This is a genomic window from Streptococcus suis S735, assembly GCF_000294495.1.
GTDB classification, from domain to species: Bacteria; Bacillota; Bacilli; order Lactobacillales; family Streptococcaceae; genus Streptococcus; species Streptococcus suis.
Genome location: NC_018526.1, coordinates 1,419,176 through 1,444,870, shown reverse-complemented (window position 1 = coordinate 1,444,870; position 25,695 = coordinate 1,419,176). Strand labels below are relative to the sequence as shown.

Annotated in this window: 25 protein-coding genes and 2 pseudogenes; 20 read left to right on the top strand and 7 right to left on the bottom strand. The window is 42.1% G+C overall.

Annotated features, from left to right (window positions below):
- Nucleotides 1–251: 251 nt before the first annotated feature.
- Nucleotides 252–719: a GNAT family N-acetyltransferase gene (locus tag YYK_RS07175; protein ID WP_012027567.1), complete on the top strand. Its 468-nt coding sequence runs from the start codon at nucleotides 252–254 to the stop codon at nucleotides 717–719.
- Nucleotides 720–953: 234 nt separating this feature from the next.
- Here the strand turns inward: YYK_RS07175 and YYK_RS07165 are convergent, their stop codons facing one another.
- The 4 genes from YYK_RS07165 to YYK_RS07150 all read right to left on the bottom strand — a co-directional run bounded on the left by YYK_RS07165 (nucleotide 954) and on the right by YYK_RS07150 (nucleotide 6,057).
- Nucleotides 954–2,120, bottom strand: coding sequence for an IS110 family RNA-guided transposase (locus tag YYK_RS07165; protein ID WP_012027566.1), 1,167 nt, complete (start codon nucleotides 2,118–2,120; stop codon nucleotides 954–956).
- A gap of 227 nt (nucleotides 2,121–2,347) precedes the next feature.
- Nucleotides 2,348–3,628, bottom strand: a complete 1,281-nt coding sequence (locus YYK_RS07160; protein WP_012027565.1) for a hydroxymethylglutaryl-CoA reductase, degradative — start codon at nucleotides 3,626–3,628, stop codon at nucleotides 2,348–2,350.
- Between the two features lie 61 nt (nucleotides 3,629–3,689).
- Nucleotides 3,690–4,844 (bottom strand): hydroxymethylglutaryl-CoA synthase, encoded by a 1,155-nt coding sequence (locus YYK_RS07155; protein WP_012775288.1) that lies wholly within the window; start codon nucleotides 4,842–4,844, stop codon nucleotides 3,690–3,692.
- A 28-nt stretch (nucleotides 4,845–4,872) separates the two neighbouring features.
- The gene (locus YYK_RS07150) at nucleotides 4,873–6,057 is read right to left on the bottom strand and encodes an acetyl-CoA C-acetyltransferase (RefSeq protein WP_012027563.1); all 1,185 of its coding nucleotides are present in this window, start codon (nucleotides 6,055–6,057) and stop codon (nucleotides 4,873–4,875) included.
- Between the two features lie 225 nt (nucleotides 6,058–6,282).
- Between YYK_RS07150 and YYK_RS07145 the strand changes: the two genes are divergently transcribed.
- The 4 genes and pseudogenes from YYK_RS07145 (at nucleotide 6,283) to YYK_RS07130 (ending at nucleotide 9,958) form a co-directional block, all read left to right on the top strand.
- On the top strand, nucleotides 6,283–6,975 hold the full coding sequence (locus tag YYK_RS07145) for a phosphoglycerate mutase (RefSeq protein WP_002936226.1): 693 nt from the start codon (nucleotides 6,283–6,285) through the stop codon (nucleotides 6,973–6,975).
- A gap of 186 nt (nucleotides 6,976–7,161) precedes the next feature.
- A pseudogene (tnpA, locus tag YYK_RS10035) lies at nucleotides 7,162–7,675 on the top strand (IS200/IS605 family transposase).
- Between the two features lie 210 nt (nucleotides 7,676–7,885).
- On the top strand, nucleotides 7,886–8,269 hold the full coding sequence (gloA, locus tag YYK_RS07135; RefSeq protein WP_012027559.1) for a lactoylglutathione lyase: 384 nt from the start codon (nucleotides 7,886–7,888) through the stop codon (nucleotides 8,267–8,269).
- Nucleotides 8,270–8,560: 291 nt separating this feature from the next.
- Nucleotides 8,561–9,958, top strand: coding sequence for a polysaccharide deacetylase family protein (locus YYK_RS07130; RefSeq protein ID WP_012775287.1), 1,398 nt, complete (start codon nucleotides 8,561–8,563; stop codon nucleotides 9,956–9,958).
- Between the two features lie 66 nt (nucleotides 9,959–10,024).
- Here the strand turns inward: YYK_RS07130 and YYK_RS07125 are convergent, their stop codons facing one another.
- Both YYK_RS07125 and YYK_RS07120 read right to left on the bottom strand, forming a co-directional pair.
- The gene (locus tag YYK_RS07125) at nucleotides 10,025–11,107 is read right to left on the bottom strand and encodes a DEAD/DEAH box helicase (protein ID WP_012027557.1); all 1,083 of its coding nucleotides are present in this window, start codon (nucleotides 11,105–11,107) and stop codon (nucleotides 10,025–10,027) included.
- A pseudogene (locus tag YYK_RS07120) lies at nucleotides 11,097–12,083 on the bottom strand (Gfo/Idh/MocA family protein). The gene YYK_RS07125 and the pseudogene YYK_RS07120 overlap by 11 nt, the downstream one beginning before the upstream one ends.
- Nucleotides 12,084–12,165: 82 nt before the next feature.
- On the opposite strand from YYK_RS07120, the gene udk reads away from it, so the two are divergent.
- The 6 genes from udk to YYK_RS07090 all read left to right on the top strand — a co-directional run bounded on the left by udk (nucleotide 12,166) and on the right by YYK_RS07090 (nucleotide 16,305).
- Nucleotides 12,166–12,795, top strand: coding sequence for a uridine kinase (gene udk, locus YYK_RS07115; RefSeq protein ID WP_014917291.1), 630 nt, complete (start codon nucleotides 12,166–12,168; stop codon nucleotides 12,793–12,795).
- Between the two features lies 1 nt (nucleotide 12,796).
- Nucleotides 12,797–13,336 (top strand): PadR family transcriptional regulator, encoded by a 540-nt coding sequence (locus YYK_RS07110; protein ID WP_012775286.1) that lies wholly within the window; start codon nucleotides 12,797–12,799, stop codon nucleotides 13,334–13,336.
- A gap of 87 nt (nucleotides 13,337–13,423) precedes the next feature.
- A complete protein-coding gene (locus YYK_RS07105; protein ID WP_012775285.1) occupies nucleotides 13,424–13,693 on the top strand; it encodes a DUF1294 domain-containing protein in 270 nt (89 codons plus the stop codon).
- 64 nt (nucleotides 13,694–13,757) lie between these two features.
- Nucleotides 13,758–14,255, top strand: a complete 498-nt coding sequence (locus YYK_RS07100; protein WP_012028416.1) for a GAF domain-containing protein — start codon at nucleotides 13,758–13,760, stop codon at nucleotides 14,253–14,255.
- The gene (gene dnaX / locus YYK_RS07095) at nucleotides 14,255–15,922 is read left to right on the top strand and encodes a DNA polymerase III subunit gamma/tau (RefSeq protein ID WP_012027550.1); all 1,668 of its coding nucleotides are present in this window, start codon (nucleotides 14,255–14,257) and stop codon (nucleotides 15,920–15,922) included. Before YYK_RS07100 ends, dnaX begins: the two co-directional genes overlap by 1 nt.
- A gap of 194 nt (nucleotides 15,923–16,116) precedes the next feature.
- On the top strand, nucleotides 16,117–16,305 hold the full coding sequence (locus YYK_RS07090) for a DUF3272 domain-containing protein (protein ID WP_002936839.1): 189 nt from the start codon (nucleotides 16,117–16,119) through the stop codon (nucleotides 16,303–16,305).
- On the opposite strand, the gene birA is transcribed toward YYK_RS07090, so the two are convergent.
- Nucleotides 16,271–17,227, bottom strand: a complete 957-nt coding sequence (gene birA, locus YYK_RS07085) for a bifunctional biotin--[acetyl-CoA-carboxylase] ligase/biotin operon repressor BirA (protein ID WP_002936838.1) — start codon at nucleotides 17,225–17,227, stop codon at nucleotides 16,271–16,273. The genes YYK_RS07090 and birA overlap by 35 nt on opposite strands.
- Before the next feature lie 64 nt (nucleotides 17,228–17,291).
- On the opposite strand from birA, the gene YYK_RS07080 reads away from it, so the two are divergent.
- The 9 genes from YYK_RS07080 to YYK_RS07040 all read left to right on the top strand — a co-directional run bounded on the left by YYK_RS07080 (nucleotide 17,292) and on the right by YYK_RS07040 (nucleotide 25,692).
- Nucleotides 17,292–18,326: a M42 family metallopeptidase gene (locus YYK_RS07080; protein WP_012775666.1), complete on the top strand. Its 1,035-nt coding sequence runs from the start codon at nucleotides 17,292–17,294 to the stop codon at nucleotides 18,324–18,326.
- Nucleotide 18,327: 1 nt separating this feature from the next.
- Entirely contained in the window at nucleotides 18,328–19,065 is a 738-nt protein-coding gene (locus YYK_RS07075; protein ID WP_012027548.1) for a hypothetical protein, read from the top strand.
- An 18-nt stretch (nucleotides 19,066–19,083) separates the two neighbouring features.
- Entirely contained in the window at nucleotides 19,084–19,551 is a 468-nt protein-coding gene (locus YYK_RS07070) for a deoxycytidylate deaminase (RefSeq protein ID WP_012775283.1), read from the top strand.
- Nucleotides 19,552–19,949: 398 nt separating this feature from the next.
- Nucleotides 19,950–21,140: a methionine adenosyltransferase gene (gene metK, locus YYK_RS07065; protein WP_012027546.1), complete on the top strand. Its 1,191-nt coding sequence runs from the start codon at nucleotides 19,950–19,952 to the stop codon at nucleotides 21,138–21,140.
- Between the two features lie 43 nt (nucleotides 21,141–21,183).
- Nucleotides 21,184–21,786 (top strand): NAD(P)H-dependent oxidoreductase, encoded by a 603-nt coding sequence (locus tag YYK_RS07060; protein WP_012027545.1) that lies wholly within the window; start codon nucleotides 21,184–21,186, stop codon nucleotides 21,784–21,786.
- Between the two features lie 150 nt (nucleotides 21,787–21,936).
- A complete protein-coding gene (locus YYK_RS07055; RefSeq protein ID WP_012775282.1) occupies nucleotides 21,937–23,196 on the top strand; it encodes a UDP-N-acetylglucosamine 1-carboxyvinyltransferase in 1,260 nt (419 codons plus the stop codon).
- A 95-nt stretch (nucleotides 23,197–23,291) separates the two neighbouring features.
- Nucleotides 23,292–23,864 (top strand): GNAT family N-acetyltransferase, encoded by a 573-nt coding sequence (locus YYK_RS07050; RefSeq protein WP_012027543.1) that lies wholly within the window; start codon nucleotides 23,292–23,294, stop codon nucleotides 23,862–23,864.
- A complete protein-coding gene (locus YYK_RS07045; RefSeq protein ID WP_002936813.1) occupies nucleotides 23,861–24,721 on the top strand; it encodes a methionyl aminopeptidase in 861 nt (286 codons plus the stop codon). The genes YYK_RS07050 and YYK_RS07045 overlap by 4 nt, the downstream gene beginning before the upstream one ends.
- Before the next feature lie 47 nt (nucleotides 24,722–24,768).
- Nucleotides 24,769–25,692: a YihY/virulence factor BrkB family protein gene (locus YYK_RS07040; protein ID WP_012775281.1), complete on the top strand. Its 924-nt coding sequence runs from the start codon at nucleotides 24,769–24,771 to the stop codon at nucleotides 25,690–25,692.
- Nucleotides 25,693–25,695 lie beyond the last annotated feature (3 nt).

Here is a 25,695-nt window from a genome sequence, read left to right as displayed (position 1 = left end):
GAGGTTGGAAATGAAGCAAAAGCATTTTGCGTCAAAGAGAGAGAAACTTTAGTAGTTTTCTACACTACACATTCTCGTTTTAAGACAACAAAAAACCAGCCTTGGCCAGCTGATTTTTTAGGAGATTTATGAAAAATTTTAGGATACACCTATAGTATACTCGAATTTTCAGATTCTTCATCGGTCTGTAGACCTATTTTGTTAAAAAATGAACATGTGCTATAATAATAAAAACTCAAAAGGAGAGTATTATGACAATCCGTAAAGCTAGACAATCTGACATTCCGATATTAAATGAATTGCTTCAAGATATTTTACAGGTGCATCACCAAGCACGACCAGATATTTTTAAAAGTGCAGGTCAAAAATTTTCTGAGGCTGAATTAGTAGCACTTTTGGAAAATCCAGATAAGCCTATTTTTGTCTTTGAGTTAGAGGGACAAGTGGTTGGGCATCTTTTTTGTGAATTATCTACCGCAACAGGCGATGTTTTAGAACCAATTAAAACCTTGTTTATTGATGATTTGTGTGTAGCCAATTCTGCGCGTGGTCAAAGAATTGGCGAGCAGCTTTATGAATTTGCTCTTTCCTATGCTAAGGAGCAGGGTTGCCACAATCTTACCTTGGATGTATGGGCTGACAATGCAGGAGCTGTCCGTTTTTATGAACGCCAAGGAATGAAACCACAAAAGTTCCGTATGGAGCAAATAATAGAGTGAGGCTGGGCAAAAAGCCCAGGACCACTACTCAGAGTTCGTGTCAACATCTCAGCGCAGTGGTTGATTGGCAGATTTGTTCGTGTTTTGCACTCCAAATCTGGCCTAATCAACTGTGCGGGGGTGGGAAGACGAACTCTTTTTATCTTGGTCGAGTTCTTATACGAAAACTCAAAAGAATGCAAAAACTCCCTCCCTATGATATAATCAAAGCGAAAAATTTTTTATGTTAGGCTACTAGCTCGTCCCTAGTAGTCTTTTTTTTTGTGCTAAAAATTCAGGATAAGTCATCTGTTCTTTTAAAAGGATATAGGCTATTTTTAATAGTTGATGCGCAAGTGCAATGGTTGCTTTTTGTGAGCCACGCCGACTTTGAATCTGATAATATCGTTCTGCTAATGGGCTGCCTTTTTGTCTTTTGACAGCGAAGGCCGCTTGGCATAAACATTTCTTCAAATATGAATTTCCGTGTCGAATCTTGGTACTTCGTTTTTTACCAGCACTCTCATTATTACCTGGACAGAGTCCAGCCCAAGAAGCTAAATGTCCAAATGTCGGAAACTGACTCATGTCAACTCCAACCTCAGAAATGATAACAGAAGCTGTAATGACATCAATGCCTGGGATGGAATCCAATATTTCTACATGTTTTTCATATTGTGATAGATAGACATTCATTCGCTCTTCCAACAACTCAATCTGCTTCTGATAAAAATCATAAATCTCTAAGGACTGCTTTAACATAAAGCGGTGATGGTCAGAAAAATAGTCATCCAAGGCTTCCAGAAGCTGCGGCACTTTCTTCTTCAAGCTGGTGTAAACTGATTGATGGACAATGCGAGGTGTAATAGGCGTCCCATCAACCAGTAGCTGAAGGAGATTGCGACCAGATAGCCCCATAATATCTTCAATATAGGTTGTTAGCTTGATACCACCTGACTGAAGAATTTTATGGATACGGTTTGTTTCTCGATTGCGACTTTCCACATAATGTTTTCGTTGTCTGGTCAACTCCCTCAATTCTTGAATGGTTTCATCGGGAACGAAACTCCGAGGAAGCAGACCAATCCGTGTTAATTTGGCAATCCAGTGAGCGTCCTTCTTGTCGGTTTTCTGACCTGGAATAGCCTTCATGTGGGCTGGTTGAGCGAGTATCAACTCGAAGTCATCACATAGAGCATGCCAGACAGGTCGCCAATAGACACCGGTGCTTTCCATACCAACAGCTTCCACATGAAATTGACTGAGAAAATCGTGGCAAGCACGTAGGCCTTTAGTCGTTGTATCAAATGTAGCCATCTCACGCTTTGGACGAGTTGAGGTGAGTGGTCCATGTAGGATACAGACGACAATATTGGCTTGATGGACATCAATACCTGCACAAGATTGATAGAGAACCTCCATGATAATTCCCTCCTTCTAAAAATTAGAGAGCTTATCTACCGAATTGTAGTCGTATTTTTATACTCATGCCTATCGCATATTTTGGGGTGCTCGTCAGTAGAGTGGGTTAGTTTTTCCCGCGATGACTAACATCAGTAACTCGTCAACCACAAAGCCCTCACTAAGATTATACACCTAGTGAGGGCTTTATGTTCGTTTTCATTATTCTGTGGGTGAGGGCGGAGCCATCATGGATGTCTTTCCCACTCCCAATGTTCTCTCATTTTTGCTAATAAGTTTTGAGCAGTTTCTAGGTTGCTGTGCTTTTCTTTCCGCAGGAGTTGGGCTAGTTGGTCTACTTCATGCTCCTCGGCGCCAGCAAGTAGCGCTAGGGATTTTGCGTGGAGCTTCATGTGACCAGCCTGAATCCCTGAAGTAACAAGAGCACGCAGGGCAGCAAAGTTCTGACAGAGACCGACAGAAGCGATGATAGAAGCTAATTGGCGTGCCTTTGGTTGTTGGAGAAGGTCAAAAGCGACTGCTACCTTTGGATTGAGCCCGATCGAGCCGCCGACGGAGGCGATCGGAAGAGGTAGGGTGATGGAGCCGACCAAGTGCTCGCCATCAATAGACCAAGTAGAAAGCCCCTTGTATTGTCCATCACGGCTGGCATAAGCATGGGCTCCGGCTTCGACTGCCCGCCAGTCATTTCCTGCAGCGATAACGACAGCATCTATACCATTAAAAATCCCTTTGTTATGTGTCGCAGCACGATAAGGGTCCACTTGCGCCAGTTTGCTTGCCAGGGCTATTTTTTGAGCAGTTTCTTGAGCAATGGCAGAGCTGGTAGCCAGACTAGAGATGGCAATATGGCATTGGGCGGTGATCAGTGACTCCGTTGCATAGTTGGAGAGGATTCCCATCAAAGCCTGTCCCTTGCTGAGCTCTTCTAAGTCATCCTTAACAGCTTCTAACATGTTATTGAGGATATTGGCTCCCATGGCTTCTTGTACATCAACCTGAAGATAGACAATCAAAAACTCATCCTTACTCTCAACAGTCAATTCTCTTGCACCGCCCCCTCGTTTGACAATGGAAGGGTGTGCTTGATTGGCATTTTCTAAAATACTCTCCTTATGGTCAAGAATCGCCTGTGTCGCTCTGCTATGGTCCGAAATATCGTAGAGAGCAACTTGTCCAATCATGATACGGTTGTGAATAGTCGTTGTAAAACCGCCAGATTTAGCGATGATTTTGGCTCCGAAAGATGCAGCTGCAACCACAGAAGGTTCTTCAGTAACCATCGGTACAGAGTAAGTTTGTCCATCCACTAGAAGTTCTGGAAGTACAGAAAAAGGTAAGGAAAACGTTCCTAGATGATTTTCTGCCATCTTTCCCGCAATTGCTTCTGGCAGGTTTTCGTCTTTGTATAGAATGTCTAAGCTATCTTCGGCTAGGGAACGATTCTGACGGAGAATATCAATGCGCTCTTGGCGTGATTTTTTATAAAATCCGGAAAAAGTTGACATAGGTTCCTCTTTCTATAGGAAAGCGCCCCTTGGTGAGAGCCAAAGGGCGCCGTTTTGGCTTTTATTTACGATAGATACGTTTGTGATTATCCACTTTGATAAGGGCAAAGGGACTTTGGTCTTCTGGTAGGTCAAGGGATGAACCGGTTTCATCAAGGGTAATTTCTTCAAAGAAGACTTGTTCGTATTCCTTAACGCTGAGTTTTGTACGCTGATTGAGTTGTTCTAAACGATTTTCTTGTAAGTGGTTGCGATAACCTTCAACGAGTTGACCGCTGAAAATTTCACAGACAGCGCCGCTACCATAGCTATAAAAGAGGATTTGATCCCCTGTCTCTAACGCTCTGCTATTTTCCAAAAGGGAAAGAAGAGAGAGGAAGATAGAGCCAGTGTAGATGTTGCCGACGACTTTATTATAGACGATAGCTTCCTGGAAACGTTCTGTCAAGCGACTAAGAGTTTCTTCATCCTGAGCAATAGCTTGCAGTCCTTTAAGCCCTTGCTTGGAGAAAGGAATATGTAAGCACATGGCAGCAAAATCGTTGAGGGTTTTGCCTGTTTTTTGTTGATAGTAGTCGAAAGTTGTCGTCAAGCAATCGGTGTACTGTTCAGTTGAAAATTTACCATCAACACGTGGATATTTGTCGTAGTTGGGACGCCAGAAGTCGTAGATGTCACGTGTCTGGCAGACATTATCATTGTTGAGGACCAAAATTCGTGGGTTTGCGGTTACCAACATGGCAACTGCCCCAGCACCTTGGGTAGGTTCACCGCCAGAAGCGACTCCATACTTTGCAATATCACTAGCAATGACTAGGACTTTTGATTCTGGGAATTGAGCGATATGGCTTTTGGCAAGACTTAGTCCAGCCGTTGCACCGTAACAAGCCTCCTTCATCTCGATGGAGCGAGCGAAGGGCTGAATACCGAGTAATCCATGAATGGTGACGGCGGCAGCCTTACTTTGATCTACGCTAGATTCTGTGCCGACAATAACCATGTCAATGGTTTGTTTATCTTCTTCTGTCAGAATGGCTTCGGCAGCCTTTGCCCCAAGACTGATAATATCTTGAGTGACAGGAGCTACAGCCATTTCAGACTGAAGAAGACCAATCTTAAATTTATTTGGGTCCACATTGCGGGCTTGGGCTAAATCAGCCAAATCTAAAACATAATCGGGTGCCGCAAATCCGATTTTATCAATACCGATGTTCATAATATATCCTTTGTGTACAAATGATAGGTTAACTTGTTTGCGCATTGGAAACGATTAGGGAGATGCCTTGACCGCCTCCGATACAAAGTGAGCAAAGACCAAGCTCTTTTTCTTGCTTGATTAATTCGTGAATCAGAGTGACTAGGATTCGACTACCACTAGCTCCGATTGGATGTCCAAGGGCGATAGCACCACCATTGACATTGACTTTTGCAGGATCAATGCCGAGTTGTTTGACAACTGGAATTGATTGGGCTGCAAATGCCTCGTTGAGTTCGAATAGATCGATATCCTCGACTGTTTTATTCAGTTTTTGTAGCGCTTTTTGGCTAGCAGTAATAGGTCCAAGCCCCATCAATGCGGGATCTAAACCGCTTGTTGCATAGGCCTCAATATAGGTGAGTGGCTGGATATTTAGCTCACTGGCTTTTTCATCAGACATGAGTATCAAGACAGCACAGCCGTCGTTGATGCCAGAAGCATTGGCTGCGGTGACGGTTCCATCCTTTTTAAAAGATGGCCGAAGTGTTGCCAATTTTTCAATTGGCGTCAGACGAGGGTACTCATCTGTGGCAAAAATAGTTTCGCCTTTCCGATTTTTTAATCTAATAGGAACAATTTCGTCAACAAATCTTCCCTCAGCAATAGCTTTCGCAGCCTTCTCTTGGCTACTGTATGTAAAAGCATCTTGCTCTGCGCGACTGACTTGATAGTGTTCAGCAACATTTTCTGCAGTAATGCCCATGTGATAGTCGTTGAAGGCATCTGTTAGACCGTCTGTCAGCATAGAATCTTCTAGAGTAATATGACCAAATTTACTACCAAACCTGCTAGTTTTGGATAGATAAGGTGCCTGGCTCATAATTTCAATGCCTCCAGCCACAACTACATCATTGTCACCTAGCATGATTGACTGGGCAGCCAGGAGGACTGATTTGAGACCGGAACCACAGACTTTATTGACTGCATAGGCAGAGGCTGTCTGAGGAATGCCTGCACGAATAGCAATTTGACGTGCAATATTTTGTCCTTGTCCTGCTGAAAGAACATTTCCGAAGATAACTTCATCAACGCTGTCTGCAGGGATGTTTTTACTAGCTAAGGCTGTTTCGAGGACTTGCGCCCCTAAATCAGCGATTTCAATATCTTTCAGACTACCTCCGAAACTGCCGATGGCAGAACGATAGGCAGACACGATAGCTACTTTTTTCATGATAACTCCTATAGTGGTATCGTTTTGAACTGTCGTGTTCAGCCTTACTATTATACCATTATTTTGTATTTTTTCTAAGAAGAAAGATAGGTCTAGAGACTGAATTTACATGAAAGAGTAATGAAAGCGTACACAGATTGTGGAAAGGCTGGCATTTTTTTACCTTTTCGTGTAAAATAGAGAAGTATAAGAGGGGAACCTCAAAATTTAAAGGAGAATTCATAAATGGTAAAATTGGTTTTTGCTCGCCATGGTGAGTCTGAATGGAACAAAGCTAACCTTTTCACTGGTTGGGCTGATGTTGATTTGTCTGAAAAAGGTACACAACAAGCAATCGATGCAGGTAAATTGATCAAAGAAGCAGGTATCGAATTTGACCTTGCTTTCACATCTGTATTGAAACGTGCTATCAAGACTACAAACTTGGCTCTTGAAGCTGCAGATCAATTGTGGGTACCAGTTGAAAAATCGTGGCGTTTGAACGAACGTCACTACGGTGGTTTGACTGGCTTGAACAAAGCTGAAGCAGCTGCTGAATTTGGTGATGAGCAAGTTCACATCTGGCGTCGTTCTTATGATACTTTGCCACCAGAAATGGCTAAAGATCATGAGCATTCAGCACACACTGACCGTCGCTATGCACACCTTGATGATTCAGTTATTCCAGATGCAGAAAACTTGAAAGTAACGCTTGAGCGTGCCCTTCCATTCTGGGAAGATAAAATTGCTCCAGCATTGAAAGACGGTAAAAACGTATTCGTGGGTGCACACGGTAACTCAATCCGTGCCCTTGTAAAACACATCAAACAATTGTCTGATGACGAAATCATGGATGTGGAAATTCCAAACTTCCCACCACTTGTATTCGAATTGGATGAAAACTTGAACATTGTGAAAGAGTACTACTTGGAAGCATAATTCATTTAAGGCCTGAGTTCGCTCAGGCTTTTTTAGTTATGTGACTTTTAGTCCGTCACGCTCCGTAAGGTGCGTGACAAATAAACCACCCGCTATGCGGGTGCGCGACGAAGGTTACACCAAAAAAACTCCAAACGCGATACAATAAAGGTGTTCAAGCCTATTGTAAAGCGAAAGGAGAAAAATATGGCGCAAAAGGCACATAGTTTATCACATACAAAGTGGCTGTGTTCTACCACATTGTCTTCACACTTAAGTATAGACGAAAAATCATCTATAATCAATATCGAAGTAGTTTGGGAGAAATATTCCGACGTTTGTGTACTTATAAAGGCGTAGAAATTATCGAAGGACATCTGATGCCGGATCATGTTCATATGTTAGTCAGTATTCCTCCGCGATTAAGTGTATCAAGCTTTATGGGATATTTAAAAGGTAAGAGTGCTCTAATGATGTTTGATAAACACGCCAATCTCAAATACAAATTTGGTAATCGTCATTTCTGGGCAGAGGGATATTATGTCAGTACGGTTGGACTTAATGAAGCCACAATTAAGAAATATATACAAGAATAAAGAAATTATCCAGTGGATGATTTCTTCACGAGCTTCAGCTTAAAAAGCGAGTTAAACATGATATAGCACTTGATAAGTTGAGTGTAAAAGAGTATGAAGATCCCTTTAGGGATAATGGCAAGTAGTACGAATGCCTCTTTAAGAGGCTAGTGACGAGTCAAAAGCAGTGAGGCTTGAACAAAGTGAAAGCCAGCGTCTTTAGGCGCTGGCTGGTGATGTGGGCTTATAGCCCTTGTTCAAACCACCCGTTTGACGGGTGGTCATGATTTTGAATATCGGATTTTTCATAGAGAGTATGGTATACTGGTGGTATTAAATGGTAGGAGGAATTTATTATGGCAAGTAAAAAAATGTTGCACGCTTGTTTGCGTGTTGAGAACTTAGAAGCATCTCAAAAATTTTATGAAGAAGCATTTGGATTTAAGGAAACCCGTCGCAAGGACTATCCAGAGCACAAGTTTACCTTGGTTTACTTAGCACTTGAAGGAGATGACTTTGAGATTGAATTGACCTACAATTATGATCATGGTCCCTATATCGTAGGCGACGGTTTCTCGCATCTAGCTCTTTCTTCAGATGATTTAGAAGGGGACAATGCGAAACATAAGGAGCTGGGCTATCCAACGACAGACATCAAGGGATTGCCAGGAAGTCCAGGTCGTTATTATTTTGTGACAGATCCAGATGGCTACCGTGTGGAAGTCATTCGTGCAGATTAATTTAGAAAAGATTGCCTAGGCAGTCTTTTTCTTTTCAAAAAAAAATCAGAAAATGGCAGGAGGGGGGAATTAGGAAGCAAATCAATTATTTATACTCAATGAAAATCAAAAGTAGTCTAGGAAACGAAGCCGAAGATGGAACTGGAGTTCATCAAGGAAAGTTGACAACGGATAATTTTGATTTTCGAAGAGTATTACCTAATCTTTTTATGAGTTTTTATAGAACTGTCTTGACAAGAGCCTTTAAATGATTTAGCATAGTTTATATATGTTTTGAATGGGAGGTTGGAGATGAAAAAAGTTAGTTTTTGGTTGGGAATCAACATCGCCTTGCTCGGCATAATGGTAAGTTTGGCTGTATGGTTATTTGCAGGACTTCAAGAAAGACAGGTTAGTCAGTTTATTGAGGAAAAACAACAAACCATCCTCGCTAAAGGCAAGGGCAAAATTCAAGAGGGAAATATTGATACGACCCATGTTGTGGCTGCCTTACCTACAGATGATGCAGGTCATGTCTTAGGACCTGTAGAAAGTCGAATGATTTCCTATGTTCAAAGACGCTTTGGTCATAAAAAACCAGCAGGAAAAATTCAAAAACTGGTCTTTGTTTCATCAATAGAGGGAAAAACAAATTTTAAAAATGTAACAGCTCGTGAAATTCAAGCGGAGCACTATAAAGTAGACAACTTGCAAATTAAAAAGCAGGATAAACTCCCGTCTGAGCGTGTGTTATTGACGCAGGACAATGAATTGTTTACTCTAGAAGATTTATTACCTAATTTATCCTCTGCAGCAAGTATTATTGTTGATCATCTAAGAGAAGCCTTACTTGCTCAAGGAATGAAAGAGACTGATGTAGAAGCGATTGTCAAAAAATTTGAAACACTAGACTTAAATGCTATTTCCTTTAGTTATGGAGACAGCCAATTAACCTTACAATTACCAGATGGTTACGGCATCAACCAGTTGGTTCTACCAATTTCAGATTTGTACCCAGTAGTGAAGAGTGATTATCTAGTAGATGCTGATAAGGTTGGCTATGATGAGTATATGGCTGCACAAGTTGTGGATAAGAAACATTTGAGACAGGTCGCTCTAACCTTTGATGATGGACCCAATCCGAACACAACACCGGTAGTTTTAGATTTACTGAAAAAATATAATGCCAAAGCAACTTTCTTTGTTGTTGGTAAGGCTGTAGTTGGGAATGAAGCTATTCTCCGTAGAATGGTAGCAGAAGGGCACGTCATCGCCAACCATACGTGGAATCATCCCAATCTAGTCACTATTTCTGGGGAGCAAGTACAGAGAGAAATTCAAGATACACAGGCAGCTATTACTGAAGCTACAGGTATTGTACCAACAATGGTCCGTCCTCCTTATGGTTCTGTTAACCAGGCCGTTGTCAATCAGATGGGACTTCCATCGATTTATTGGTCGGTCAATTCTAAAGATTGGAAGAGTCGCAATCCCCAAGCCATTTTGAAAGAAATAAAAGAACAGACTTGTCCAGGAAGTATTATCCTAATGCATGATATTCATCAGTCAACAGTTGATAGCCTCGAGTCTGTATTGCAATATTTAACAGGTGAGGGCTACAATATGGTTACTGTAACAGACTTACTCGCTAGTCCTCTCAATCCTCAATTAATCTATTATTCACAAGAATTATCCGGCCCAGCCCAGTAAGAATGATAAAAGGCTTAGAATCATGTTAGTAGAAACACTGGTTCTAAGCCTTTTGTATATTGTTCATTATATTTTGTAGAGCTCTTGATTCTTGAGAATGACTTCTTGGACGGAGGCATACTTTTTCAATTGTTTTAGTTCGCTAGGACTAGATACTAGAGTGATGACAAGACCTTCCTTGCCCATGCGTCCAGTACGTCCAGAACGATGAGTGTAGGCTTCTTGGTCAAAAGGAACTTCAAAGTTGAGGACACATTCTAAGTTATCAATATCAATACCACGTGCGACCATATCTGTAGCAAGTAGAAGATTGAGTTCGTGATTCTTGAAACGTTCGATGATGACCTTGCGGAATTTTACGTTGACATCAGAAACCAATGAAACTGCATTCACACCATTATAGAGTAGTTTATCTTCGCTTGCACCAAGGTCTGATAGGCTGTTAAAAAATGCAAGAGCACGAAAATCAGGGATATTGGCAAACTTACGTAGAGTTTCCAAACGTTCACGCTTATCTACCATCATATAGCAATGTTGGATATTATCCAATTTCTGCTCAGATAAATCAATGCTTTCAATGTCTTCAGCAATTTTTTGACGGTCAAATTTAGCTGTTGCACTCATGTAGATTAACTGGTGGTCACGAGGCACATAGTTGATAATCTTTTCGACAAACTGATATTGAGAATCGGAGAACAGCTGATCAAACTCATCTAGGACGATGGTGTTGATATTCATCATCTTGATTTTTTTCAATTTAATCAACTCGAAAATACGACCAGGTGTTCCAATCAGGATTTCTGGTCCTTTTTTTAGTCGCTCAATCTGGCGTTTTTGACTGGAACCAGACAAGAATAGTTGAGCAGTCAACCCAATTGTCTCCGACCAAGTCTTACAAACCTCAAATATTTGACCAGCCAGCTCTGTATTGGGTGCGAGGATGAGCAATTGTTGGGCTTTTTTAGGAGTTAGGGCTAATAGGCTAGGCCAGAGGTAGGCAAGGGTTTTTCCTGTGCCTGTTGGGCTGATAGCTAGAAGGGACTTGCCGTTTGCAATAGGCTCAAAGGCCTGGACTTGGATAGGAGTAAAGTCCTCAAAGCCAAGTAGGGTAAGCTGGTCCGTCCAGCTGGAGGGAAATTTAGATTTCATTGTTATCCGCCTTAAAGATTATTCCTGCGTCTTGACGCATGGTGTAAAGTGTTTGATGGACGCTTTCTGCCACAGCCAGCCACTGGTCCACAAGCTTGCGGTTTTGTTGCTTGATTGCCTGTGCAATTTCTAACACTTCTTCGAGCATAGGATGCTGGGCCGCTTGGATTGGTAAAACAATTTGCTCTCCGTCATGTTTTGTGAAAATAGCGGAGCTGATATGCTGGCATGCGTTGAGTGTTAGTGTTCCATCATTTGTATAGATTTCGCTCGCTAGATTGCTTGTAATATTTTTTCATGCTTGAATGTGGACGATATAGTTGTCATAAATGAGTTGTCCCGAACCGTTTAAGTCAATACCAAAAGGTAGCTGTTGTGCTACATAGCGGGCCGTTCTGGGAGTTCCCAAAATGCCGATAGCGGCGTAGAGCGTATAGACACCAAAATCCATGAGAGCACCACCGGAAAAATCAGTTGAAAAGATATTTGGCATTTGCCCAGCTAACAATTCAGGCATCTTAGAAGAATACTTGGCATACCCAAATGAACCACCTAAAATCGTTTTATCCGTCAAAAATTCACGGATAATGGCTTGAGCTTGTTCGTGATAGTTTCGAGCAGCCTCAAAGAGGAAAACATTATTTTCTTGGGCAACGCGACGCAATTGTTCTAATTCCTGAGGTGTAGAAACCATGGGTTTCTCAACAATAGCATGTTTACCAGCAGCTAGAACAGCTTTTGCCTGTTCAAAGTGCAGGGCATTTGGACTGGCAATATAGACAACATCAATGGGAGCAGAAAGAAATTTTACCCATTCTGTGTATAAATCGACTCCTTCATACTGCTCTGAAAAGGCAGCAGCAGTTTCTAGTCTACGGGAGAAAACAGCCTGTAGCTGATAATGTCCACTTAAATGGGCTGCCTCTATAAAACGATGAGAGATGTCTGAGGTGCCAACAATACCAAAATTAAGCATAAATTCTCATTTCTTTTGTGTTATCCTTTTCATTATACCATGTTTCATGGTAAAATAGTATTGAAAATAGAAGGAGATGATGATGACTCAGAAACCCATTATTATTGGCGTAACCGGCGGATCTGGGGGTGGCAAGACAAGTGTGTCACGTGCCATTCTGGATAATTTCCCAAATGCTCGTATATCTATGATTGAACACGATTCTTATTATAAGAATCAGTCTCACCTGACCTTTGAAGAACGGATACTGACCAATTATGACCATCCACTGGCTTTTGATACGGATTTGATGATTTATCATATCAGTGAGCTATTAGCAGGACGTTCAGTGGATATTCCGATTTATGATTACACTCAGCACACACGTTCAGAGAAGACCTATCGTCAGGAACCACAAGATGTATTTATTGTGGAAGGTATTTTAGTATTGGAAGACAAACGGTTGCGGGATTTAATGGATATTAAGATATTCGTTGATACTGATGACGATATTCGTATCATTCGCCGCATTAAGAGAGACATGGAAGAGCGTGGCCGTAGCTTAGATAGTATCATTGAGCAGTACACCTCGGTGGTGAAACCAATGTATCACCAGTTTATCGAGCCAACCAAGTGCTATGCAGATATCGTCATTCCTGAAGGCGTCAGCAACGTTGTAGCCATCGACTTGATTAACACCAAGGTGGAGAGTATATTAAGAGAGCGTGGTTAAGATGCCGAAGCAAAGAATATTACCTCATATCATATTAGGGATTATGGGTGCTAGCGGTCAAATGGTAACTGGCAAGCAGATTACCGACTATGTTCAACGTGATTTAGGCGAATTTTGGCAGGTTGCCCATAGCCAAGTCTATCCAGAATTAAAACGTATGACCAAGGAAGAATTGATTACTTGTCATGCAGTACCTGGAAATGAAAAGGAAAAGCAGTATGCGATGACGGCTACTGGTCGTCAGATTTTAGACGAATGGCTATCCATTCCAAATGAAGAAACGCCTCAGCAAAAAAACTTGTTTTCAATCAAGATGTTTTTTATCCGTGAAAAGGATGACCCACGGATTCCTGGTTTGTTGCAGAGTCAAATTGAACTAGTCACCAAGCACTTAAAACACCTAGACAGTCGTAAAGTTGAGCTGTTCTCAACCAAGGAAAGTATCCAAGACAATTATGGACACTATTTGATTTTGACACGGGCTATTGAACGCAACCGTGCCCAGCTCAAATGGTTAGAGGATACACTGGCAGAAATGTAACGATTCGGATTTCCGAATCGTTTTTCCTTGTGTCCTGTTTTGGATTATGTTAGAGTAAGAAGAAATGTGACTTAATTGGAGGAATGTATGTCAATCAAACAGATGGTTAGTATGGCGCTAGTAGTTTGGAATTTACTTGTCTTCATTACCTATGGTATGGATAAAGGGAAGGCAAGAAAAAACGCCTATCGGATTTCAGAAAAGACCTTATTACTCATGTCCTATTTTGGTGGCGGGCTGGGTGCCTGGGCAGGTGGAACCCATTTTCGGCATAAGACACAGAAAAAGTATTTTCAACTAGCCTGGGCTATAGGGGTATTGATTGATGCAGTGATTATGTACTGGATGTGGAAATAGGCGCAAGCCTTTTTCTTTATCGCTCGGACTATAAAAGTCGGCTTAACTATGCTATAATGTTCCTATGACAAAACAAGAAAAAATTTCAAACTATCAATTATTGTTGGCTCAATTGGAAGCTCTTCTTGATGGGGAAACCAATGCTTTAGCCAATCTATCAAATGCTTCTGCTTTGCTCAATCAAGCTCTACCAAACTCTGTCTTTACAGGATTTTACTTGTATGATGGTAGTGAATTGATTTTGGGGCCTTTTCAGGGGGGCGTTTCCTGTGTTCATATTGCACTTGGAAAGGGTGTCTGCGGTGAGGTTGCAGCTAAGCGCCAGACTATTCTCGTAGACGATGTTCGTCTACATGATAACTATATTTCCTGCGATGCGACAGCCCTATCAGAAATCGTTGTGCCAATGGTGAAAAACGACCAGTTGCTGGGCGTTTTGGACTTGGATTCGAGATTGGTAGCTGATTATGATACGATTGACCAAGACTATCTGGAAAAGTTCGTTGCTCTCTTGGTTGAGAAGACGGACTGGAATTTTGCTATGTTTGGAGAAAAACGCTAATGTACCAAGCTTTATATAGGAAGTACCGAAGCCAGACCTTTGGGGAGATGGTGGGGCAGGAGGTGGTTGCGACCACACTCAAACAGGCCATTGAACAAGGGAAAATCAGTCATGCCTATCTCTTTTCAGGTCCTCGTGGTACGGGTAAGACATCGGCAGCTAAGATTTTTGCCAAGGCCATGAACTGTCCTAATCAGGTTGGAGGCGAGCCTTGTAACGATTGTTATATCTGTCAGGCCATTACGGAAGGTAGCCTGGAAGATGTGATTGAGATTGATGCGGCTTCCAACAATGGTGTGGATGAGATTCGTGATATTCGTGATAAATCGACCTATGCACCTAGTCTTGCGACCTATAAGGTCTATATCATCGACGAGGTTCACATGCTGTCTACTGGAGCCTTCAACGCCCTCTTGAAGACCTTGGAAGAACCGACTGAAAATGTGGTCTTTATTCTAGCAACGACGGAATTGCACAAGATTCCTGCTACCATTCTGTCAAGGGTGCAACGATTTGAATTTAAGTCCATCAAGGTGACGGACATTCAGGAGCACTTGGCTGCAATTTTAACCAAGGAAGGGCTAATCTTTGACGAACAGGCTCTGACAATCATTGCGCGTCGGGCAGAAGGAGGGATGCGGGATGCCCTATCTATTTTGGATCAGGCTCTCAGCCTTAGTCAGGACCAGCAAGTGACCTTGGAAATTGCTGAGGAAATTACGGGTTCTATCAGCTTGCGTGCCTTGGATGACTATGTGGCAAGTCTGCGTCAAGGGGATAGTGTCACAGCTCTCCAGCATCTACAAACCTTGTTTGACCAAGGAAAGAGTATGAGCCGTTTTGCGACAGATCTTTTGCACTATTTGAGAGATGTCCTTATCGTGCAGACGGGTGGAGAGGATACGCATTTAACAACAGTTTTTTCAGAAAATCTAGCTCTTGAGCAGGCACGGATTTTTACCATGATAGAGATGGTGACCAGGGGTTTGGCGGACATCAAGTCCAGTCCTCAACCCAAGATTTACGCTGAAATGATGACCATTCGTTTGGCTGAAGATAGTTCTCCTTCGGAGGCAATGGCAGAGCTGCCAGCTGATTTACTGGGGCAACTAGCCAGTCTGCAACAACAAGTTGCGGATTTACAGAAACAACTAAGTCAATTATCTAGTCAACCAAGTGCTGTTAAGCCAGTTTCACGCAAGCCGCAGGCTCCGAAGAAGTACCGATTGGATACCAGCAAGGTTCATGCTATTTTGCAGGAAGCTATGGAAAATCCAACCTTGGCGCGTGAAAATTTGACTCGCTTGCAGAATGCTTGGGGAGAAATTATCGAGAGTCTGTCAGGTGCAGATCGTGCCTTGTTGGTTGGTTCCCAGCCAGTTGCTGCCAATGAAAATCATGCGATTCTAGCCTTTGATTCTCCGCTTAATGCTGAACAGACGATGAAGCGTGACAATCTCAATACCATGTTTGGAAATATTCTCAGCAAGGCAGCTGGTTTTTCCCCACAGATTTTAGCTATTGCTCAGGAAGATTGGGTAAGTATTCGTGCTGAATTTTCGGCGAAAGCAAAAGGGCAAAAGACACAGGAAATCGAAAAAGAAGCCAGTCCAGTCCCAGAAGAATTTGGCTTTCTCGCAGATACAGTTGAGATTAGAAATGATTAGAAAATATCAGTCCTAAGACTGATGAATAGTTTTGATAGATATTTTATACTATATTCAATCCTAAATATTTTTCATATCTCCTTAAGAAAGCACCAATTAGATTGGTGTTTTCTTGTTTAGAAAAGAATCGAAACCTATCAAGAAAGCATATAAAAATTCAGCCAGTTGACTGAATTTTTGGTATAATCTATTTTATGAAACTTCCACAATTTCTTTTTTTAGCCATTACAACTATTTTAGCTGTTTATTTTATGAATGCATCGATTTTGACAGGAGATTTCTTGATTGCAGGTATCTACGCCTTTATCGCCTATCGGAATCTTCATTTTGCTTACAAGGTGACTAAATTTATTCGTTTGGTGGAGAAGCAGACCAAGAAGTAAGGCTGATTTCTCCGCTGGAGATAATTTTTGCTTTGCCGTTATCTAACTGGATAACCAGGTTTCCTGTATCAGTAACAGCGATGGCAGTACCCTTAAATTCAACTTGATTTTCTACAAAGCTCACTTGTTGGCCAACGACAAGTGATTTTTCTTTGTAAAGGGCAATTAGTTCCTTCTCATCGGTTTCTAAGAAGGCTTTCCAGATGGCAGTAATGAGTTGGTTGCGGGTAAATGGTGGTTGTTCCTCGAAAAGATTTCCTGCAGATTGTTGTAATTCCTTAGGGAAATCGTCTATGCGGACATTGATGCCGACACCGATAATGACATCGGTTACCCGTTGGTTTTCCATGGAAGAGATAGCCTCAGTGAGGATGCCAGCGACCTTTTTGTGTCCGAGATAGATGTCATTGACCCACTTGATTTGGACGTCCAAGTCGCAAAGAGATTGAATGGCCTTCACAACAGCAGCTGCAGCTAAAATGGTGTAGGGCTTAAATTCTAGAAATGGAACATTGGGAGAGAGACGAAGCGACATATAAATACCACCTGACTTGGAGGCATAAAAGGGTCTCCCAAATCGTCCCTTGGCTTTATTCTGATAGGGAGCTAGATATAGGGCAGGACTAGTATGACCTGATTCAATACCTTGTTTGGCATCTAGCTGGGTGGAGTCGCTATCCATATTCAGATGGACAGGTAGTTGAAGCTCCTGAGAGATTAATTCGGGTAGGAGTAAATCGCCTTCGGCTAATCTGTAGCCACGATTACGGGCAGCCTCAATAGTTAAACCATGCGTTTCTAACTGGCGAATGGCCTTCCAAATGGATGTCCGTGAAATGCCCAATTCCTGTGCCAAATCTTCTCCGCTGACATAATCCTCTCTCTCTTTTAAAAGGAGATATATTTTCTGATAGGTTTTCATACCTTCATTATAGCAAAAAAATCACCTAAAACGTGATATAATAGTTTTAAATAAGGAGGTTTTCATGAAGACACTTGATTACATTGTTACATTGACCAACACTCCGTCGCCAACTGGTTTTACGACGGATATTATGAATTATATCAAGGCAGAGGTTGAAAGTTTCGGCTATGTTGCTAGTAAGACCGCTAAAGGTGGTGTTTTGGTGACAGTTCCGGGGGAAAATGATCAGGAACACCGTATGGTGACTGCTCACCTGGACACACTGGGGGCCATGGTTCGTGCAGTGAAACCGGATGGCCGACTCAAAATGGATTTGGTGGGAGGATTTGGATACCCTTCTATTGAGGGAGAAAACTGCTTAATTCATTGCGCTAAAAATGGCAAGACTTTCACAGGTACTATTCTCATGCACCAGACCTCTGTCCATGTCTATCGGGATGCCAGTACCGCTGAGCGCAATCAGACCAACATGGAAATTCGTTTGGACGAAAAAGTGACCAATGCGGACGAGACGCAGGCCTTAGGTATTGAAGTCGGAGATTTTATCTCCTTTGATCCTCGTACCGTCGTGACAGAAACTGGCTTTATCAAGAGTCGTCACTTGGATGATAAGGTATCCGCAGCTATCTTGCTCCATCTATTGAAGGTCTATAAGGAAGAGGGAGCGACCTTGCCTTATACGACACATTTCTATTTTTCAAACAATGAAGAGATTGGCTACGGTGCCAACTCCAGCATTCCTGCTCAGGTGGTTGAATATTTGGCAGTCGATATGGGGGCAATGGGAGATGACCAGCAGACGGATGAGTACACGGTTTCTATCTGTGTCAAGGACGGATCAGGTCCCTACCATTATGAACTTCGTCAGCACTTGATAGCCTTGGCTGAAAGAGATGGAATTCCTTATAAGCTGGATATTTATCCTTACTATGGTTCCGATGCTTCGGCAGCTATGCGAGCAGGTGCAGATGTCAAGCATGCACTGCTTGGTGCTGGCATTGAGTCTAGCCATTCCTATGAACGGACGCATTTGGATTCTGTAGTTGCGACTGAGCGGATGGTAGATGCCTATTTGAAATCAGCAATGGTAGATTAAGATGAATGAAACCCGTTTTTTAGAGTTATTCAATGACTTGGATAAGGTCTTGCGTAAGGTGTGCGGTGTTGCGGATGGGGAATATGCAGATGTAGGCTCTATGTTGACCAAAGCAAAGGAATTGACGCGACATAATCCCGTTGAGGCGAACTGGGATAAACTCTATGTGGCTCGTCAGTTGCGTAATCTCATGGTTCATGAGAAACGAACAGGTTTGAAGGAAGTAGCCCAACCTTCGCAGGAATTGATCACTGTTTTGGAAAAAGTGATAGCCCAGTACCAAGAACCGATTACCATTGCCGACTATTTGCAAAAGACCCAGAAAATTAAGCCGGTTATTTTTGAGGGCAAGGACAAATTGACAAAGGCTTTAGAAATTGTGGAGCAAGAGCATTTTTCTAAGTTTCCTATTTTTTCTGACAAGGTTTATCAAGGCCTGGTTTCTGACAAGGGATTGACAAATTGGTTGGCCAAGGCAAGCAAGGAAACGGGCTCTATACGTGAAAAATTGGTGGAGGCTAGTCTTGAAGACGTACTAGCTTGTGAGGAAGATAGTATTCAGGTGATTGTTCTACCAATAACAGCCCATCTTTATCAGGTAATTAATCATTTTGAAGGGCGTAAGCGCACAACCGTCCTAGTCAGTCGTCAGGCGAGTGGGAAGCTTCATTCGCCAGAGGATCTTGTTGGTATTGTCACAGCACAGGACTTGGCAGAGATTTATGGGATGGTGGATTGAGTGGAGAAAGGAGAAATCATGTCAACAAATCGTTTAGCTTGGGATGAGTATTTTGCGGCTCAGGCGCTTTTGATTGCCAATCGGGCGACCTGTAAGAGAGCAAAAGTCGGTGCGGTTTTGGTTAAGGACAATAAGGTTATCGCAACAGGCTACAATGGTTCTGTTTCAGGAACCGAACATTGTTTGGATCAGGAATGCCTTATGATTGATGGTCATTGTGCTAGAACCTTGCATGCGGAAGTCAATGCCATTTTACAAGGAGCGGAGCGGGGAATTCCAAAAGGTTTTACTGCCTATGTGACTCATTTTCCCTGTCTCAACTGCTCTAAGCAATTGTTACAGGTTGGTTGTAAGCGGGTTGTCTATATCAATGAATACCGCATGGATGACTATGCTCAGTACTTGTATAAAGAAAAGGGCTGTGAGTTGGTTCATTTGCCTCTAGAGGTGGTTAAACAGGCATTTGCAGATGCCGAATTTATCTAATGATTTTGTAGAAGAGTGGTTGCATAGAACAACCCTCTTTATTTTTAAGAAAATGCTAGGATAGTCGGTCAATCTATGCTATACTAGAAACGTTATTAAGTCCCGAAAAGGTAGTTTATAGACTAGTTAATATTTGCAGAAACACTTGAAACACAATTAAAGAAACTGGTAATATTGAATAGTAAGCGTAAAAACTTTACTACACTTCAGTCACTATTTTCTTCAAAGCTAGGCTACTCTCATATAGTCTGGTATTGTCTTTCTCGTTGGGTATCTGGAAATTTCCCTTTGCTTAAGACAGTTGTCTTTCGCAAAGAACTAGTCTTTGACTAGTTCTTTGTAACCTTAGTAACCCGCTAGGTTTCTAGCATATATTCTATTTTAAGGGGGACATTTTTATGTCAGAACGTAAGTTGTTTACGTCTGAATCTGTTTCGGAGGGTCATCCGGATAAGATTGCAGACCAGATTTCAGATGCCATTTTGGACGCTATTTTAGCAGAGGATCCAGATGCGCACGTAGCGGCAGAGACGGCTGTTTATACAGGTAGTGTTCATGTGTTTGGAGAGATTTCAACCACTGCCTATGTGGATATTAACCGTGTGGTACGGGATACGATTGCGGAGATTGGCTATACAAAAGGTGAGTATGGTTTTTCAGCTGAGTCGGTTGGGGTTCATCCGTCACTTGTAGAGCAATCGCCAGATATTGCCCAAGGCGTCAATGAAGCCTTGGAAACTCGTCAAGATGCTAGTCAAGATCCATTGGATTTGATTGGTGCAGGTGACCAGGGGCTCATGTTTGGTTTTGCAGTAGATGAAACGCCTGAACTTATGCCGTTGCCAATTTCACTTAGTCACAAATTGGTGCGTCGTTTGGCCGAGTTGAGAAAATCTGGTGAAATTGCTTATCTCCGTCCAGATGCTAAGTCACAGGTAACAGTTGAATACGATGAAGATAATCAACCTGTTCGTGTGGATACAGTCGTTATTTCGACCCAGCATGATCCAGAAGTTAGCCAGGAGCAAATTCGTCAGGATGTCATTGAACGTGTGATTAAGGAAATCATTCCAGCTCATTATCTGGATGACCAAACCAACTACTTTATCAACCCAACTGGTCGCTTTGTCATTGGCGGACCTCAAGGGGACTCTGGTTTGACAGGCCGTAAGATTATCGTTGATACCTATGGTGGTTATTCTCGTCATGGCGGCGGTGCCTTCTCTGGTAAGGATGCGACCAAAGTGGACCGTTCTGCATCTTATGCGGCACGCTACATCGCAAAAAATATCGTCGCAGCTGGTTTGGCTAAAAAGGCGGAAGTTCAATTGGCTTACGCTATCGGTGTTGCTCACCCAGTTTCAGTTCGCATCGATACCTTTGGTACGAGCACAGTAGCGGAAAGCAAGCTAGAAGCAGCTGTTCGTCATATTTTCGATTTGCGCCCAGCTGGTATTATCCAGATGTTGGATCTTAAGCGCCCGATTTACAAGCAAACTGCAGCCTATGGACACATGGGACGTACCGATATTGATCTCCCATGGGAGAAATTGGACAAGGTGGAAGCCTTGAAAACTGCGGTTTTGTAATGAAATAGTTGTCCACTTAGTGAGAAGTTTATGAAAGCGTTAATTGTCTGTCTTTGCACACCCTAGAAAAGAAAGCTTTACACATGCTTTGGTTGATAGAGTGGCGGAAGCTCTGCTAGAAAATGGAGCAGAAGTTGTCATCCGAGATTTATACGAAATAGGATTCGATCCCGTGTTACGTGGAGAAGATACCATTCATATTGAGGATGGTAAATTTGTACGTCAGGCAACTGTTTTTCCAGCAGATGTTCAAGTTGAAATGGATTTGATTGCCGAAAGCGACTTACTAGTCTATATATTTCCGAGTTGGTGGAATGGAATGCCTGCTATTATGAAAGGTTACGTAGACCGTGTATTTCAACATGGCTTTGCTTACAGTTTTGAATCTGATGAACCACGTAAATTATTTTCCACTAAGAAAGCTATTTTCTTTATGCCAACAGGGCAGCCACAAAATGCAGATGGAAGTCTGACACCGATTGATCAAGCGATGAAAACCCTGACCTCAGAATGGCTCTTCAATAGCAACGGTGCTCAAGTCATTGACCATATCTTCTATGGGCGAGTACCTTATTTAACGAGAGAAGAGCTGGAGTTGTATCTCGTGGATGCAAGGGAGCAAATTCAGAGAATTTTTCATAAATGATGAAGAGAGATTCACTAATCGTATATAAATATGAAGGACTGAGCTCATTGGCTCGGTCCTTTTGCATGCTATATAACTAGCTTTTTCCAAGACTTTATGATAGAATGAAACGTATGCCTTTTTAGGCAAATTAAGAAAGTGAATGTTAGTATGAGAAAAATTGTAATTAATGGTGGAAAAACACTGAAAGGGTCGGTTACCGTTAGTGGTGCAAAAAACTCAGTTGTTGCTCTTATTCCGGCCATTATTCTTGCAGACGGGATTGTTACTCTGGACGGAGTACCTGCAATCTCGGATGTAGATAGCTTAGTTGATATTATGGAAACAATGGGCGCGACGGTCAAGCGTGATGGTGAAACCTTGGAGATTGACCCTCGTGGTGTAAAAGACATGCCTATGCCATTTGGCAAAATTAATAGCTTGCGTGCATCCTACTATTTTTACGGTTCCCTCCTTGGTCGCTTTGGTCAAGCTGTTGTTGGCTTGCCAGGTGGTTGTGATTTGGGACCGCGTCCGATTGATTTGCACTTGAAAGCATTCGCGGCAATGGGAGCTGAGACAACCTATGAAGGTGACTATATGCGCTTGGCAACTAATGGTCAGCGTATTCAAGGGGCACATATCTTCATGGATGTTGTCAGCGTCGGTGCGACAATTAATACTATCTTAGCAGCTGTCAAAGCAGAAGGCCGTACAGTTATTGAAAATGCGGCGCGTGAACCTGAAATTATTGATGTGGCAACTTTGCTTAATAATATGGGGGCACGTATCCGTGGTGCGGGTACAGATATTATCACCATTGAAGGCGTAGATAGTCTAAAAGGAACACGTCATCAGGTGATTCCAGACCGTATTGAAGCAGGGACTTATATTGCCCTTGCTGCTGCTGTTGGTGAAGGTATTCGTATCGATAATGTCCTTTATGAACACTTAGAGAGTTACATCGCTAAGTTGGAAGAAATGGGTGTTCGCATGACCATTTCTGAAGATAGTATTTTTGTTGAAAAGCAAGAGAAATTGAAGGCGGTAAGTGTGAAAACTTCACCTTATCCAGGTTTTGCGACAGACTTGCAGCAACCCATTACTCCTTTACTGCTTAAGGCAGAAGGGACTGGTACGATTGTTGATACGATTTATGAAAAACGTGTTGGTCATGTGCAGGAGCTTGCAAATCTTGGAGCAAAAATCTCTACTCGTAACAACCATATTGCCTTTGAAGGTCCAAATCAACTGACTGGTACATCTGTTAAAGCTACTGATTTGCGTGCGGGAGCCGCAATGGTTATCGCTGGTTTAATGGCTCAAGGGCGTACAGAAATTACAAACATTGAGTTTATTCTACGTGGTTACTCAAATATTATTGATAAACTGACAGAATTGGGTGCAGATATTCAATTGATTGAGGATTAGAGAGTCTAATTGAGAACTACTTTCTCAAAACGTAATCGATTTAAAAAACGAAACAATCTGGGGCTGGGAGTAATTCTCAGCCCCTTGGGTACACTATGACACTTTGGACAAGACTAGCGAAGTTTGCTTGCTTTGAAACGGACCGTTTGTATTTACGACCATTTTCTTTTGAAGATGGAGAAAGTTTCTATGAAATTGTATCAAATCCCGAAAATCTTCCTTTTATCTTTCCAGCTTTGGAGGACAGAAATATTGCTTTTTCGACAATGGTTGAAAAATTTATGCGTTCACCATTGGGAAACTGGGCCTTAGTTGATAAGTATTCGGAGAGGATGATTGGTGCGCTTTGCTTTGAAAAGGTAGATGAACGTCAACTTTCTGCGGAGCTCAGCTATTTCCTAAAAAAAGACTACTGGAGAAGAGGCTTAATGACGGAAGTAGTGAGGACTTTAGTCTATCTAGCTTTTTATGAGTTTGGTCTGAGGGAGCTGGTTATTGTCACCCATGAGGAAAATGTGGCCAGTCAGATGGTGGCGAAAAAAGCTGGTTTGGTACAGGTTGCGCAGTATCGCGGAAGTGACCGCTATAGCCATAAAACAAGAAATTATCTAAAATTTAGCTTGAAGAGGGCTGAATTTAGTTTAGAAATGTATGAGGAGAATCAATGATTACCATTAAATCACAACGAGAAATTGATGCAATGAACCGTGCTGGAGATGTTCTGGCTGGTATTCATATTGGTTTGCGAGAGATTATCAAGCCAGGTGTGGACATGTGGGAAGTAGAGGAATATGTCCGTAAAACGTGTAAGGAAAAGAATGTTTTGCCACTCCAAATTGGTGTTGATGGAGAATTGATGGATTATCCTTATGCGACTTGTTGTGGATTGAATGACGAGGTCGCTCATGCTTTTCCGCGTCATTACAAACTTAAAGAAGGTGATTTACTGAAGGTCGATATGGTTTTGAGCGAGCCTTTGGATAAAGCGGTAGTTGATGTTTCTAAGCTCAACTTTAATGATGTCAAGGCTATGAAGAAAATCACCCAGACCTATCGTGGTGGTTGTGCGGATTCCTGCTGGGCTTATGCGGTTGGTCAGGTCTCTGAGGAAGTTCAAAACTTGATGGACGTGACTAAGGAATGTTTGTATCGTGGTATCGAGCAAGCAGTTGTTGGCAATCGTATCGGCGATATCGGTGCTGCCATTCAAGAATATGCGGAAGGTCTTGGCTACGGTGTTGTTCGTGACTTGGTAGGGCACGGCGTTGGACCAACCTTCCACGAAGAGCCGATGGTTCCTCATTATGGAACTAAAGGTCGTGGTCTTCGCTTGCGTGAAGGTATGGTTTTGACTATCGAGCCTATGATTAATACAGGTACTTGGGAAATTGATACGGATATGAAGACTGGTTGGGCTCATAAGACACTTGATGGTGGTTTGTCTTGTCAATACGAACACCAATTTGTCATCACCAAAGATGGACCGGTTATTTTGACCAGTCAAGGTGAAGAAGGGACCTATTAATTCTCGGTGTGGTCGTGAATAATAGATGAATGAGGAAGGAGGAGAGAATGAAGAAAACCAAAATAGTTGAAGGTTTGAAAACATTCTGCTCAACCTTCTTTTCTTTTTATCGTTCTGCTGATAGCGATGTAACAAGCGTTGCAGTAGCTTACTATTTGTTAATTTCTATTTTCCCTATTCTTCTAACTCTCGCGAATTTACTGCCATATTATCCATTTGATGTGGATATGATTTTATCGGTTGTAGCTGAATTTGTGCCAGACAAGCTCTATCCTTCGGTTTCATCTTTTATCACTTCTGTATTAACAAAGCCGTCGTCATCGTGGTTAGGGATTTCAATTCTGACAACTCTTTGGACCCTGTCACGTAGTATGACTATTTTGCAGAAGGCCTTTAATAAGGCTTATGGTATCAATGAACACCGTGATTTTATTATTGGGCACTTGATTGGCATATTTTTAGGAATTGGTCTGCAGGTAATTATCCTCTTAAGTATTACGCTTTTGACTTTCGGGCAGGCAGTTTTTTCTTATATTAATAAGCTGGTTCCTATTGAAGACGCCTGGCTGAAGGGGCTTCTTAGTCAAACACAGTTAGTAGGTTTAATGGCTCTGTTTACCGCCTTGGTTATGCTTTATTTCTTTTTGCCAAATGTTCGGATAAAAAAAGTTCGATATGTTTTTCCAGGAACGTTATTTGTTCTGTTGACGATGACTTCTATTGGAAAGTTATTTTCGATTTATGTTGATAATTATGCTAATAAGTTGCTGGATTTTAGAATAGTAACAGCTGTCGTCTTTCTTGTTTTTATGCTTTGGTTCATTTTTATGGCTCAGGTACTCATCATTGGTGCAATGATTAATGCTACGGTTCAAAGTATGCAGGTAGAAGAGTTTCATGCCAGAGATGGGGATATTGTTTCTATCTTGAATAGGCTAAAGGCAAGATTTACAGCGATAGATAAAGAATGAAGT

Excerpts from the sequence above, each read along its gene's own strand:
- YYK_RS07150 (WP_012027563.1), bottom strand. The coding sequence starts at position 6,057 with ATGAAAAAAGTAGCTATCGTGTCTGCCTATCGTTCTGCCATCGGCAGT.
- gloA (WP_012027559.1), top strand. The coding sequence starts at position 7,886 with ATGGCAAGTAAAAAAATGTTGCACGCTTGTTTGCGTGTTGAGAACTTA.
- YYK_RS07125 (WP_012027557.1), bottom strand. The coding sequence starts at position 11,107 with ATGAAATCTAAATTTCCCTCCAGCTGGACGGACCAGCTTACCCTACTT.
- YYK_RS07055 (WP_012775282.1), top strand. The coding sequence starts at position 21,937 with ATGAGAAAAATTGTAATTAATGGTGGAAAAACACTGAAAGGGTCGGTT.
- metK (WP_012027546.1), top strand. The coding sequence starts at position 19,950 with ATGTCAGAACGTAAGTTGTTTACGTCTGAATCTGTTTCGGAGGGTCAT.
- YYK_RS07075 (WP_012027548.1), top strand. The coding sequence starts at position 18,328 with ATGAATGAAACCCGTTTTTTAGAGTTATTCAATGACTTGGATAAGGTC.
- YYK_RS07100 (WP_012028416.1), top strand. The coding sequence starts at position 13,758 with ATGACAAAACAAGAAAAAATTTCAAACTATCAATTATTGTTGGCTCAA.
- YYK_RS07040 (WP_012775281.1), top strand. The coding sequence starts at position 24,769 with ATGAAGAAAACCAAAATAGTTGAAGGTTTGAAAACATTCTGCTCAACC.
- YYK_RS07050 (WP_012027543.1), top strand. The coding sequence starts at position 23,292 with ATGACACTTTGGACAAGACTAGCGAAGTTTGCTTGCTTTGAAACGGAC.
- YYK_RS07130 (WP_012775287.1), top strand. The coding sequence starts at position 8,561 with ATGAAAAAAGTTAGTTTTTGGTTGGGAATCAACATCGCCTTGCTCGGC.
- YYK_RS07045 (WP_002936813.1), top strand. The coding sequence starts at position 23,861 with ATGATTACCATTAAATCACAACGAGAAATTGATGCAATGAACCGTGCT.
- YYK_RS07105 (WP_012775285.1), top strand. The coding sequence starts at position 13,424 with ATGTCAATCAAACAGATGGTTAGTATGGCGCTAGTAGTTTGGAATTTA.
- YYK_RS07165 (WP_012027566.1), bottom strand. The coding sequence starts at position 2,120 with ATGGAGGTTCTCTATCAATCTTGTGCAGGTATTGATGTCCATCAAGCC.
- YYK_RS07080 (WP_012775666.1), top strand. The coding sequence starts at position 17,292 with ATGAAGACACTTGATTACATTGTTACATTGACCAACACTCCGTCGCCA.
- YYK_RS07110 (WP_012775286.1), top strand. The coding sequence starts at position 12,797 with ATGCCGAAGCAAAGAATATTACCTCATATCATATTAGGGATTATGGGT.
- YYK_RS07070 (WP_012775283.1), top strand. The coding sequence starts at position 19,084 with ATGTCAACAAATCGTTTAGCTTGGGATGAGTATTTTGCGGCTCAGGCG.
- YYK_RS07145 (WP_002936226.1), top strand. The coding sequence starts at position 6,283 with ATGGTAAAATTGGTTTTTGCTCGCCATGGTGAGTCTGAATGGAACAAA.
- YYK_RS07155 (WP_012775288.1), bottom strand. The coding sequence starts at position 4,844 with ATGAACATCGGTATTGATAAAATCGGATTTGCGGCACCCGATTATGTT.
- birA (WP_002936838.1), bottom strand. The coding sequence starts at position 17,227 with ATGAAAACCTATCAGAAAATATATCTCCTTTTAAAAGAGAGAGAGGAT.
- YYK_RS07175 (WP_012027567.1), top strand. The coding sequence starts at position 252 with ATGACAATCCGTAAAGCTAGACAATCTGACATTCCGATATTAAATGAA.
- YYK_RS07160 (WP_012027565.1), bottom strand. The coding sequence starts at position 3,628 with ATGTCAACTTTTTCCGGATTTTATAAAAAATCACGCCAAGAGCGCATT.
- dnaX (WP_012027550.1), top strand. The coding sequence starts at position 14,255 with ATGTACCAAGCTTTATATAGGAAGTACCGAAGCCAGACCTTTGGGGAG.
- YYK_RS07090 (WP_002936839.1), top strand. The coding sequence starts at position 16,117 with ATGAAACTTCCACAATTTCTTTTTTTAGCCATTACAACTATTTTAGCT.
- udk (WP_014917291.1), top strand. The coding sequence starts at position 12,166 with ATGACTCAGAAACCCATTATTATTGGCGTAACCGGCGGATCTGGGGGT.